Here is a 12384-nt window from a genome sequence, read left to right as displayed (position 1 = left end):
CGTCGATCCTGCGTTCCGGGGCCGGCCTTCCCGCATCTTCGAGTAGGAAGACAACGAGATTGCGACAGACCCTCAGTAAGGGCATGGTCGTGGCCGCTGCCGCGACCGGCGTGCTGTCGTTGTATAGCGCCAGCGCCGCACTCGCCGACTCCCACGCGCACGGCGCCGCCCAGGGCTCGCCCGGCGTGCTGTCCGGCAACAACATCCAGGCCCCGGTGAACATTCCGGTCAACATCTGCGGCAACTCCGTCGATGCGGCGGCCGCGTTGAACCCGGCCTTCGGCAACTCCTGTGCCAACCAATACGTTCCGAGTGGACACTGGGGTAACCCCTACCGTGGCCAGCACCGTGACTCGGACGACTCCGACGACTCCGGTTACGGAGACTCCGGCGGTTACGGAGACCATCCGGGCTCCGGTGGCCATCACCCCACCCCTCCTCCTTACGGTGGTGGTGGGACGACTCCGCCTGGTGGTGGTCAGAGCACGCCTCCTGGTGGTGGTGGGACGACTCCGCCTGGTGGTGGTCAGAGCACGCCTCCTGGTGGTGGTGGGACGACTCCGCCTGGTGGTGGTCAGAGCACGCCTCCTGGTGGTGGTGGGACGACTCCGCCTGGTGGTGGTCAGAGCACGCCTCCTGGTGGTGGTGGGACGACTCCGCCTGGTGGTGGTCAGAGCACGCCTCCTGGTGGTGGTGGGACGACTCCGCCTGGTGGTGGTCAGAGCACGCCTCCTGGTGGTGGTGGGACGACTCCGCCTGGTGGTGGTCAGAGCACGCCTCCCGGTGGTGGCGAGACCGCTCCGCCTGGTGGCGGGGGCGGCGGGCACCACCACCCGGGCTCCCCGCCCAGCCTTCCGCACACGGGTGGTGAGTCCCAGGCGATGCTCGCGACCTCGGCCGCCAGTGCCGTGCTGATCGCGGCCGGGGCGATCCTGTACCGTCGCGGCCGTACCGCCGCCCGTAGGTAGTGCGCCGGGTGCCGGACCGAGCGCCCGGCACCCCGCCGCCCCACGGCATTTTTTAACGGCGTACCGCTACCGCAGCCTCGCCACGCCGGCCAGCCGGGATACGCCAGTCGGCCGGCCCTGTGCGCAGCCGCCGCCGTACGCCGCGGACCAGCGTGCCCGCGGTGAAGGTCGCGCCGTGCACGAACCGCATCGCCGGACCGAAGCTCGCGGCCGTGGCCAGACCGGCCAGGAACAGGCCGGGGTACGACGACTCGAACTCCACCCCCACCTCGGGTGCCCCGTCGGTGCCCGTTGCCAGTAGCGCTCGCAGCTCGGGGCAGAGCAGAGACAGCCGGTCGCCGGAGGCACGGAAGCCGGTGGCCGCGATGACGTGCTCGGTCTCCCACACCCGGGTTCCACCTCGGCGCCCCGCAGCCTCCAGGCGCAGCCCGTTCGGCACTTCACACGCCGTCACGACTTCCCGGTCGAGCAGCACCTCCACCTGCCGCTCCACCCGCTCGCGCACCCACCAGGCGCCCGCCGGACCGAGTGCTTCGGCTGCGATCCTGGTCCGGGTCCGCTCCGGCAGCCGTCGGTACAGGTCGGGACGCTCGGAGTAGAACCAGTTCCGCCAACCGGGGCCCAAGCCGCTGTGCGGGCTGCGGGCCGCGCGCCACCAGGGGCGATGGCAAGGCGGTGGCACGTCGTTCCAGCGGAGTCGGTCTTCGCGGACGAGCACCCGTGTTCGGGTGCCCTGTTCCCGAAGGAGCGCGGCCGTCTCCAGGGCCGCCTGGCCGCCGCCGATCACAGTGACGTCCTGGTCACGGAACTGGTCCAGGTCAGCGTGGTGGCTGCTGTGTGAGACCAGGGTCGGGGGCAGGTGGCGTAGTGAGGCCGGGACCACGGCGAACGGCAGCGCGCCCACGGCCAGCACGACCGTCTTCGCGGACAGCGTCTCCCCGTCCTCGGTGACGGCCTCGAAACCGCCGGTGCGGGGTGCCACCCGGACCACCGTCCGCTCGTCGACCGTGGGCACGGCGTTGTGGGCGAACCACAGGCCGTACTCGGTGAACACCTCCAGCGGAATCGGTTCAGCGTGCCGGGCCGTCATGCCGCGAAAGGCGCAGAAGACGTCGAGCCGCCAACGGCCCTCGGGATCGGAGAGGTTGGAGGCCCACGGTTCCGACTTGAGGAACATGCCGCGGGGCATGTGGTCGCGCCAGGAATCCATGGGCCGCCCGAGGACGTGGACGTTCAGCCCGGCCGTCGCGGCGTGTGACGCGATGGACAGGCCGTACGGGCCCGCGCCCACCACCAGGAGGTCGTACATCAGCAACTGCTCGCTTTCTGGTCGTCGTGCAAGTCGTCGGGGAAGTCCTCCGGCAGGGTTGTCGGCAGGGCTGCCGACAAGGCTGTCGGCCGGTCGTGGGAGAGGTCGTCCTGGGCACCCCCCTGGTGCACCAGGCGGGTCGGTGCCGCAGGTGTGGCGGCCGCCCGGTGGCGCAGCCGCGCGGCGAGCCGGCCCGCAGCGTGCCGGCCCCACAGGGCCCACATCGCCCGACCCGGCGCCCGGTCGTCCGTCGCGTGCCAGGCCAGTTCCCGTCCCTGGGGCGCGGGGCGCAGCGCGGCCAGCGGAGCGTAGTTCTCCACCACGAACTCCCGACCGGGCAGCGGAACCCCGTCCGGCAGTGGACGGAGCGTCAGGTCCAGGTGCTGCGCTCGCACCACGTCCAGGCCCGCGCTGTCGGTGAACAGCCGGAATTGGGCGCCGGGACGCGGGTTGAAGTCGAGCAGGTGGTAGCGGCCGGTACTGCCGCAGCGGCGGAAGTCCAGGTCGAAGATGCCCCGGTAGCCCAACTCGTCGGTGAGTCGCTCGGCCAGCGCCTGCACGTGCGGGTTGGGCGTCCACTGGCCGACCGCCGTCAGACCTGCCCCGCGCGGCCAGGCCTGGTGTTTGCGTCCGGGGCCGCCGGCCCGGACGGCACCGGTGCGGTCGGCATATCCGTGGAAGAACCAGTCGCGGTCCGGTCCGGGCGGCAGGAAGGCCTGGAGCAGCAGTCTGCTGCCCGCCTCCCCGGCGCGCCGGTACAGCTGCCGTGCTTCCCCGGCCGAGCGCACCACCATCGTCGAACGCAGTCCGCAGCCGCCCGGCACCAGCCAGGGCCGGCTCCACTTGGCCACCACCGGAGGCCCCAACCGCCAGGTGGCAGCCGCGGCCTCCTCGGCGCTGTCCGGGACCAGGGTCACTGGATGCGGAACACCGGCGGCGGCGCAGATCCGGGCCAGTTCTGCCTTGTCCGCCACGCGTTCCGGTAGCGCCTCGGGCTGCTGTGGCAGCAGATAGGCGGGGGCCAGCACCGCACGCAGTCGGCTGACGGTGACGGCGCTCGCGTCGTCCATCGGGAGCAGCACCGCAGGGCGCGGGAAGCGGGCCGCCACGTGAAGCAACGTTGCCGCGATCTCATCAGGGGAGGCGCCGGGGCGCGGTGGCGGATGCAACTGGCGCACGAAACGGGACCTGTGCAGGGGGCTTCCCGCGGAGTCGGCGACGACGTGCACCTCCACCCCCGCTCTGCCAAGCGAGCGCACGGCGCCCAGGGTGCCGTGGTGGAATGGATTCCGATCGATGCGTAGCAGAACTGCGGGGACACGATTGTCCAGCAGCGACACGACGATTTCTTCCTTCTCATCCGTTCGCTCGTGCGAGGGTGAAGGCCACCTGAAAGCCGTAACCGCACTGGCGAAATTCATATTGATATGACTGAGTGTCAGTAGCCAGGTATTTCCTGGACTCCGATGGGCGAGTGGAGAGAGGAGCGGGCATGGCTCCACAGCAGCGCAGGGCTCGGTCCCGACGGCTGGCTGTCATCGCGGTGGCGGTCGCCGCGACGGTCATCCTGGCGGTCGGACCTGGCTTCGCCGCCGGCCCGGGAGTGGTGCGGGTCTCCGATCCCCCCACTCCCACGCCGACGACCCAGAAACCGGTCGGCGTGGTACCTCCGGTGACTTCGGCCGCTCCGGTGGCCCCGGTCCCGAGCGGCCAGGCACTGTCCCCGGTGTCCCCGGTGGGAGCCAAGACGGTTCCGCCGTTCGGGGCCTTCCTCGACTCCGGGCCGCGCGGGGTCGCGCGCATGGCCGAGCTGAGCCACTGGCTCGGCGGGACCGAGCTGAAGGTCGCCCACACCTACCTGCCCGGTGGCCGCTGGCGTGACATCGAGGGCCCACCCGGCTTCCTGGACGTATGGGCTCACTGGCGGCGCGAGCAGGTGGACCGGATGCTGGTCCTCAACGTGCCGATGCAGGAACGCAACGAGGAGAACGTTCCCGACGGTCAGGTGCGGTCGTTGCTGCGGCAGGGTGCGGCCGGCGCGTTCGACCCTCACTTCAAGGCTCTGGCCGAGCGGCTGGTGGAGTTGAAGGTCCCGGACACGGTGATCGTGCTCGGCTGGGAGATGAACGGCACCACGTACACCCATCGCTGCGGTCCGGATCCGGAGAACTGGAAGAAGTATTGGAGGAGGATCGTCACCACCATGCGTTCGGTGCCGGGCCAGAAGTTTCGGTTCGATTTCGCACCGAGCCGCGGCCGGGACGCCGTGCCCTGGACCGAGTGCTATCCGGGTGACGACACGGTCGACATCATCGGCATGGACTCCTACGACCAGCCGACGGGAGAGTCGTTCGATGAGCAGGTGAAAGAGCCTTACGGCCTCCAGCAGCACGTAGATTTCGCGAAAGCCCACGGCAAACCCATTTCCTATCCGGAATGGGGGCTCTTTCGCAATGGTGACGACGCGGAATACATGAAACACATGCTCGCCTGGTTCGACGAACACAAACCGCTGTACAACACGCTGACCGACTACTGCCCACACGGCGTATGGCAGTGCACCGACAACCCCAGGTCGTCGAGGGTCTACCGGGCAGCCCTGTACGGCCTGACCGATCAGCCGGCTCCGGCAACCACGCCGCCCGTCACACCCACCCCGAACCCGAAGCCGCCCCAGGAGCCTCCGGCCCACTGCTCGCCGCTGGACCTCGGCGACTGGGTCGAGTACTGGCTCGGTGGCAAGCTCTGCATCCGATTCGACTGGTGGTCGCGGAGCCGCTAGGGGGCGTTTCGAAAGTCCTGCGCCGTGGGTGCTGTGCGGGACTTTCGCAACACCCTCTAGTCCCGGCCCCGTTCCCGCCACCGTTGGAGCACCTCCTTGCTCCGCTGCCGGGCGGCCGTGTCGCACAGCACGGCCGTCAGCAGCGGAGCAGTACGCCGACGGGCCAGCAGCAGTCGCTGGTTGACGACCGGTTCGGGGCGCCAGTGGTGCTTGTACGGCTCGTTGCCGCGCAACAGGCTCAGGGTGCCCGGGCCACCCGCCCCCGTGTGCTCGGCGCACGCCTCCAGCAGCATCACGGCCACGTCCGCCTTCCGCTCCCGCAGGCCCGGGTGCGCGCCGTACAGGTAGCCGCCGGTCAGGCTGCGGGAGAGGAGGGTCAGATCGACGGCCACCACCTCGCCATCGATCCGGAACTCGGTGACCACCGCGTTTCCGGAACGCACCATCGGGCCGACCGCGCGTACCAGGTGGTCACGGAACCGTGGCTGCAGATGTTCGCTCGTCACCTTCCGCCCCCGCCACTGCAGTCGGTGCAGTTCCAACAGCCGGCCGAGCGCTGCGTCCACTTCCTCGGGCCGCACCGTCCGCCGCTGCACGCCGAGCACGTCCAGCTTGCGCAGCTTGGCCCGCACCCGCTGTTGGGCCTTGTTCGACGGTAGTCGGGCCACCAGCTCGTCCATCGGTACGGCGGGCAGTTCCAGGCAGAGCGAGTCGTGGACCGCGTGGCGCGGTCCGCGCCAGCGGTCGTAGACCTGCTCCACCGCACCACCCGGCCGTACCTCGCGGAAGTCGATCAGCGCCGTACGGGCTGCGTCCGCCAGCGCATCGGTGAGCGCGCCGGCCGCGCGCCCGTCGTCGGCGTCGTCCAGCAGCACGTCCGCGTAGTCGGAGATCGCCCCGCCGAGGGGCACCAGCGTGGGCAGCGGCCGGCGGATCAGCATCAGCGGTGCGGCGGCGACAAGTTGGCCACCGGAGCGCACCGCGATCACTCTGAGTCGGCCGTACGTGCCGTACGACCACCACCACGAGTGCAGCCAGGCATGGCTCTGGAACGGGGTCGCGGTGGTGCACCGCTCGTGCAGCCGCCCCCAGGCGGGGGCGAGCCGGGCGAAGGAGTCCTCGTCGGTGACGACTTCGCTGACGAGTCCGGCGGCGCGTGTGGAACGGGTGGAACGGGTGGAACGCGCCGGGTACGTTGCCGTCATAGCTGGCCGTGCGCGTCGACGGCGACGGCTGGGCCGGGCACCGCGGTCGGCCGCGCGGTCTCTTCCTCGGGCCGGCGTCCCGGCCGCACCAGCAGGAGGAGACCGCCGAGCAGTCCGCCCGCACCGGCCCCGACCAGTCCGGTCAGTCCCGGTGAAGCCGAGGCCGGCGTCGTCGGCTTCGCCGCGCGGGAGAACTGCAGGAGCTCGACGTGCGTGTCGGCCTTGGTGTGGTCGGCGTGTTGGGTGAGCGCGCGCGCGACCGCGTTGGCCATGTCCGCGGCCCGGGCCGGTCGGGTCGAGGTGGCGGAGACAGCGACCATCGGGGCGTCCGGCGAGGTCGCGGTGCGCACGCTGTCGCGCAGGGTGCGCACCGGCACCCCGGCCCACACCTGTGCGTCGCCCAGCACCGCCAGCTGGGTGGCGACCCGGCCGTAGGCCTGTGCGAAACCGAGTGCCGACGCGGTGTCGGACTTCTCGGTGGGAACGGCGATGACGTAGCTGGTGGCTGTGTACGCCGGCGGCTTGAGCGCGCCGTACGCGCCGCCGAGCAGTCCGCCCGCGAGGACGCCGGCCGCCACCAGCGACCAGGGCGGCAGAGCGCGGGCACGGGAGAGACGGGAGGTGCGGTGGTTCCGGATGTGGTTCTCGGTCATGACGGGCTTGCTCCCTGCTGGGTCGGAACTTGGGGGGACGTGACAACGGGACCCAGCGCCGCCGTGTAGACATCCATGAGCCGGGCGGCGCTGCGGGTGATGCAGTAGTGGCGGGCCGCCTCGGGGGCGACGCGCGGGCCGGGTGGTGTGGTGCGGACCGTGGCCAGCGCGCGGGCGTAGGTGTCGGCGTCGCAGGGGACGCGCATCGCGTCCGGGGCGGTCTCGGGCGGCAGGTCCTCCAGGGCCGGACAGGAGGAATAGCGCACCGGCAGCCCGGCCGCGAGCCCCTCCACCACCGCGAGACCGAAGGCCTCCTCGGGGGACGGCGAGGCGAGCACGTCCATCGCCGAGGTCAACGCGGGCAAGTCCGGTCCGGGCGAACCGTCGAGCACGTATGGTCGTTCACCGGCGAACAGCACCCGGTCGGCGATCCCCGCCTCCCGCGCGGCATGTCGCAGGGTGCCCTCCTCCGCGCCGCCGCCCACCAGCAGCAGCCAGCAGTCACCGGGAAGCCGGGCCACGGCTTGGAGGAGGACGTCGAACCGTTTGCCGGGGGCGAGCCGGCCGATGCCGCCGATGACGAACGCGTCGGCGGGCAACCCCAGCCGGGCGCGGGTGCGCAGCCGGGCCATCGGGTCAAAGGCGAACCGGGGCAGGTCGATGCCGTTGGGCACGACCGCGACGCGTTGCCCGCGCACGCCCCAGCGGGTGAGTCGGGCGGCGACCGTGGGGGAGACGGCGACGGTCGACCGGCCCAGCCGTTCGCCCAGCAGGTAGAGTCCACGCACCCCGGCGGTGAGGGGCCGGCCCTCCATCTGCGAGTCGCCGAGGGAGTGTTCGGTGGCGACCACTGCGCGGACCCCGGCCAGCCGGGCGGCGATCCGCCCGTACAGACAGGCCCGGTACAGATGGGTGTGCACGAGGTCGTAACGACCGCGCCGGATGATCCGGGCCAGCCGGGGCAGCGCGGCCAGATCGCGGTTGCCGGTCATGCCGAGGTGCATCACGCGCACCCCGTCGGCCACCAGCCCGTCGGCGACCGGGCCGGGGTTGGTCAGCGTCACCACATCGCAGTCCACCGGCAGGTGCCGCAGCAGCAGCCGCAGTTGCTGCTCGGCACCGCCGACCCCGAGTCCCGTGATGATGTGCAGGGCCCTCATCGCAGCCCCGCGACGGGTCGCCGGCGCAACCGGTGCAGCCGGTACTTCAGGAACAGCCGTACGGCGGTGTCGTTCTGCCCGATGTGCAGCCGGGGAAGGACATGCGGACCGTTCAGCACGCCGGGGTCGATGGCGCAGGCGTAGTCGTATCCGGCCTCCCGGACGGTGTCCACGGCACGCTGGTCCACCGTGCCGTAGGGATAGCAGAATCCGGTGACCGGGGCACCGGTCAGCTCCTCCAGCACCGCGCGGCTCTCCTCGACCTCGGCGTACAGCAGGGTGTCATCGGCCTGGGTCAGATCGACGTGGGTGAGCCCGTGCGAGCCGATCTCCACGCCCGCCTCGGCGGCGTCGCGGATGCCGTCGGCGGTGAGGAGCGGCTTGCGCGGGCCCAGTGGGTCCCAGACGTTGCTGCTGCCCAGCCGGCCGGGCAGCACGAACAGGGTGGCCGTGCACTGCCAACGGGCCAGTACGGGGAGGGCGTTCGTGAGGAAGTCGGCGTAGCCGTCGTCGAAGGTGAGCCCCACCAGATCCCGTCCCTCGCCCTTCGTCCGGGCGGCGAGCAGTTCGGCCACCGACACCCCGCGTAGCCCCCGGCGGCGCAGCCAGCGCAGCTGACGGTCCAGCCGGCCGGGCGTGACGGTGATGCGGTACGGGTCGTCAGAGCAGTCGCCGACCGAGTGGTACATCGCGATCCACGGGACGGGCCCGGGTCTGCGGACGGACGCGTGCCCGGTGCCGGACGTGGGAGTGGAGGAAGGGACGGGGGCGGGGGACTCAACGGAGGACGGCATGGGCGAGCCTTCCGATGCGGTTGCGTACGGTACGGAGTGCCGGTGCGAATCCCTGGACACCCAGGGTCCGGCCCAGCAGGACGAACACGACGGTCACGGTGGTGCCCCCGGCGACCAGGCCGGCGAGCGGTGCCGTGGGCAGCGCGGCGACGAACCCGCCGGCCAAGGCGGCGACGGCCGCCGCCCTGAGTGGCCGACTCAGCTCGTGCAGCACCTGCCGGGTCCGGATGGGAACGTTCCGGTGCCCCATGCCGGCGAGCAACAGGACGGCGGTGAGGGTGATGCCGGTGGCGTTGGCGGCGGCGATCCCGACGACGCCCCAGGAGCCGACGGCCCAGGCACCGATCCAGGAGGTCGCGACGATTCCCACCGTTATGGCGGCGACCGGGTACCAGGTGGCGCGGCCCGCCGAGAAGTAGGAGCGGACCAGGACGCCCGTCAGGGTCTGGCCGAGCAGCCCGAGCGCGTAGACCCGCATCACCCCGGCAGTGGCCGTGGTGTCCCCGGCCGTGAACGCGCCCCGTTGGAACAGCAGGCAGATCAACTGCGGTGCACAGGCCACGACCGCGGCCGTACCGAGCAGCACCAGACAGCCGGCCACCGTCAGATCCCGCTCCACCCGGCCGCGGGCCTGCTCGGTGTCGCCCTCGGCCAGTGCCCGGGCCACCACCGGGAAGGTGACCGTGCACAGCATCGTGGACAGGGTCATCGGGATCTGCGCGACCTTCTGCGCGTAGTTCAGGTGGGAGATGGCCCCGGCGGGCAGGCTGGAGGCGAGGAACCGCTCGATCAGTACCTGCGACTGCCGGCACAGCGCGAAGAGCAGCACGGTGGCCAGCAACGGCACGGCCATCGGCCGTGCCCCGGCGACGGTTTCGGGCGCGTCGGCAGTGCTCCCGGGACACCGGTGGCGTAACCGGCGCAGCAGTGACGGAAGCTGGACCAGCACCATCAGGCAGCCGCCCGCGGCGACCCCGAACGCAGCCGACCGCACGCCCCAGCGGCCGCCGAGCGTGTACATCGCCGTGACGATGCCGACGTTGTAAGCGATGTAGATCGAGGCCGGAGCGAGGAACCGGCGATGGGCCCTGAGGAACGCACTGCAGTAACCGGCGAGGCCGAAGCTGAGCACGCAGGTGGCGGTGAGCCGGGTGCAGTCCACGGCGAGGCCCGGGTCGGGCAGGCCCGGCGCGAGGGCCCCCACGAACTGCGGTGCGGCCAGGGCGAGCAGCGCACCCACTGCCGCGAACGCAAGCGTCAGCCGGGGCAGCGTGCCGGCGACCAGCGAACGGACCGGGTCCCCGGCGGCGCCCTGAGCGCGACGGGCCAGGGCCGCGCTGAAGGCCGGGACCAGGGCGAAGGCCAGTCCGTCCTCGATGAGCAGCGTGGCCGCGAACTCCGGCACGGTCCATGCGACCAGGAAGGCGTCGGTGTCCCGCCCGGCCCCGAACAGACGGGCCAGCGACTGGTCCCGCACCAGCCCGAGCAGCGCCGCCGCGATCGAGAGGGAGGCGGTGATCAGCGTGGCCTTGGCCAGGAAGCGGCCGGTGGGCGGGGCGTGCTCGGGCGCGGAGTCCGCGGGAACGTCCCGCAGGACCGACCGGGCCACCGGCCGTACGGCTGCACCCCTCCCGGCAGGCGGCGGCGGTGCGATTGCGGGGTCCGCCCTTGGTGCCGGCTCTGCCGCGGGTTCGTACGGGGTCTCGGCTTGCGGTCTCGGTTCCGGTGCCGGCCCTTGCCCGGCCGAAGATTCCGGTCGTGCTTCTGCCGCCGGCCCTTGTGCGGCCGAAGCCCTCGGCCCCGGTTCCGGTGCTGGCCCGCGCGGGCTGGCGACCTCCTGTCCTTGCTCCGGCACGGGTCCGTGCGAGGACCCGGCTTTCGGCCTCGGCACCGGCTTGTCCGCCGCTCGTCGTGCGGTACCGGCCTTCGGCCGGGGCAGCGGTTCCGCAGCCGGCGCATGCGCGGTGCCGGATTCCGGCCCAGGGGCTGCGCCGGTGCTGGAGTTCGTCATCGCACTGGCCTTCGCTTCCGGCAGCTCACCGGGCCCCGTCTCCCGCACCGCGCCGGTCGCAGGCTCCGTCGGCCCGCCTGCCCGTGACGGCGCACCGGCTGCTGGGACTCGCGATGAACCGGGGCCGTCACCGGACGACCGCCTTTCCCGTCACCGGTCCCCGCCCGGCCGGTACGGACGCCCGGGCGGCGCCGGTGACCTCCTCGCTCCCCACCAGGGCCCACCAGGCGACCAGCCCGAAACACACCGCCGTCAGCACGGTCGAGGGCCCGCCGATGTCGGCGTACACGAAGTCCACGAGCTGCCAGACCAGCAGCCCGCAGGCGACCAGTGCGCAGTCCAGGCCCCGACCGCCGACCGCGCGGGCCCGCCACAGCCCGCGCAGGGAACACACCAGCAGGGCCAGCCATCCGCCCACGAGGCAGAGCAATCCGATCAGGCCCTGTTCACCGAGCACCAGCAGGTACATGTTGTGCGGAGAGAGCAGTGGCTGTCGGTGGAACGCGGCGCCCGCGCCCTCGATGTCGCCGCCGGAGGACAGAGCGAGCGAGGCGTACCCATCACGGTACTCGGGGAAGCCCTTCATCCCCACGCCGGTCAGCGGGCGCGCGCGCCACATGTCGGCCGCCGCGGCCCACATGGTGTACCGGTCGGTGACCGACTGGTCGGGCGCGTCGGTGACCTGGGTGATGCTGTCGATCCGCTCCTGCAGCATCGCCGTACCCACCCCGAGGCCGCCCACCAGGACCACACACGCGGCCACCACGGCCGCGCCGACTTTCAACGCCCGGCGCAGCCCGGCCAGCGCCAGTTGGAGGGTGAGCGTGGTGGCGGTGGCGATCCAGGCGCCCCGGCTGAAGGACAGGGCGAGCGGGAGGAACAGAGCGAGCGCACAGCAGGCGGCGACCACGCGCTCCCGCCGCGTCCCGGACCGGCCCAGGGCGATACCCGTCGCGCACACCAGTCCGAAGGACACCGCGGTGGCCATGCCCATGACGTCCGTCGCCCCGAACGTGCCGACCGCGCGGATGTCCTCGCCCTGGTAGGAGGCACCGGTCCCGGTGACGTACTGGTGTACGCCGACGGCGCCCTGCCAGCCCGCCAGGGCCACCAACGACCAGGCCAGCAGTCGGAAGCCGGACCGGTCGCGGACCAGGAGCACGACGGTGGCGGGGACCAGGACGAAGACCTGGAGGTAGCGGCCGAGGCCGCTGATACCGGCGGACGGTGAGACCGCGTTCATCGCGGCGAGCGAGATGCCGACCACCGGCAGGCCAAGGAGCAGCGCGGCGGTACGGGTCAGCGGGCGGCGGCGCTCACGCAGCAGGTGTACGACGCAGTGGCCGACGACCAGTGCGGACACCGCGTCGGCGGGGCCCGCCCCGCCCGAGCTGCCGGGCGGGACCGGCAGGGCGAGCAGTACGACCACGGCCACCAGCGGCAGCACGGGCAGCATCCGGGAGAGCCGCGGGTGCCGGCGGAGCGGCAGGGCGAGGGCCATC

General features: G+C 72.1%; 10 protein-coding genes. 2 read left to right on the top strand and 8 right to left on the bottom strand.

The features are described from left to right. Window positions 1-59 precede the first annotated feature (59 nt). Window positions 60-968, top strand: coding sequence for a chaplin (locus tag LK06_RS10395; protein ID WP_086083263.1), 909 nt, complete (start codon window positions 60-62; stop codon window positions 966-968). A gap of 52 nt (window positions 969-1020) precedes the next feature. Here the strand turns inward: LK06_RS10395 and LK06_RS10390 are convergent, their stop codons facing one another. Together LK06_RS10390 and LK06_RS10385 are read right to left on the bottom strand one after the other, a co-directional pair. After that, entirely contained in the window at window positions 1021-2277 is a 1257-nt protein-coding gene (locus tag LK06_RS10390) for an FAD-dependent oxidoreductase (RefSeq protein ID WP_039649699.1), read from the bottom strand. Then, a complete protein-coding gene (locus LK06_RS10385) occupies window positions 2277-3617 on the bottom strand; it encodes a carboxylate--amine ligase (RefSeq protein WP_043433614.1) in 1341 nt (446 codons plus the stop codon). The genes LK06_RS10390 and LK06_RS10385 overlap by 1 nt, the downstream gene beginning before the upstream one ends. Window positions 3618-3769: 152 nt before the next feature. Between LK06_RS10385 and LK06_RS10380 the strand changes: the two genes are divergently transcribed. After that, window positions 3770-5059, top strand: a complete 1290-nt coding sequence (locus LK06_RS10380; protein WP_043433613.1) for a glycoside hydrolase family 26 protein — start codon at window positions 3770-3772, stop codon at window positions 5057-5059. Window positions 5060-5115: 56 nt separating this feature from the next. Here the strand turns inward: LK06_RS10380 and LK06_RS10375 are convergent, their stop codons facing one another. From LK06_RS10375 to LK06_RS10350, 6 genes are all read right to left on the bottom strand, one after another. Next, window positions 5116-6264 (bottom strand): GNAT family N-acetyltransferase, encoded by a 1149-nt coding sequence (locus LK06_RS10375; RefSeq protein WP_039649693.1) that lies wholly within the window; start codon window positions 6262-6264, stop codon window positions 5116-5118. Then, window positions 6261-6917, bottom strand: coding sequence for a YveK family protein (locus LK06_RS10370; RefSeq protein ID WP_039649691.1), 657 nt, complete (start codon window positions 6915-6917; stop codon window positions 6261-6263). The genes LK06_RS10375 and LK06_RS10370 overlap by 4 nt, the downstream gene beginning before the upstream one ends. After that, window positions 6914-8077, bottom strand: a complete 1164-nt coding sequence (locus LK06_RS10365; RefSeq protein WP_039649690.1) for a glycosyltransferase — start codon at window positions 8075-8077, stop codon at window positions 6914-6916. Before LK06_RS10365 ends, LK06_RS10370 begins: the two co-directional genes overlap by 4 nt. Beyond that, window positions 8074-8766 (bottom strand): polysaccharide deacetylase family protein, encoded by a 693-nt coding sequence (locus LK06_RS10360; protein WP_043408059.1) that lies wholly within the window; start codon window positions 8764-8766, stop codon window positions 8074-8076. The genes LK06_RS10365 and LK06_RS10360 overlap by 4 nt, the downstream gene beginning before the upstream one ends. Window positions 8767-8854: 88 nt before the next feature. Then, window positions 8855-10480, bottom strand: a complete 1626-nt coding sequence (gene murJ / locus LK06_RS10355) for a murein biosynthesis integral membrane protein MurJ (protein WP_052269760.1) — start codon at window positions 10478-10480, stop codon at window positions 8855-8857. Window positions 10481-11009: 529 nt separating this feature from the next. Further along, window positions 11010-12383 carry an O-antigen ligase family protein gene (locus tag LK06_RS10350; protein ID WP_039649686.1) on the bottom strand — a complete coding sequence of 458 codons (1374 nt, stop codon included), beginning with the start codon at window positions 12381-12383 and terminating at the stop codon, window positions 11010-11012. Between the last annotated feature and the right edge of the window lies 1 nt (window position 12384).

Source organism: Streptomyces pluripotens, from assembly GCF_000802245.2.
In the GTDB taxonomy this organism is placed as follows: domain Bacteria; phylum Actinomycetota; class Actinomycetes; order Streptomycetales; family Streptomycetaceae; genus Streptomyces; species Streptomyces pluripotens.
Note: the sequence above shows the minus strand (reverse complement) of the source record. Positions and strands in the feature narration are given on the sequence as shown.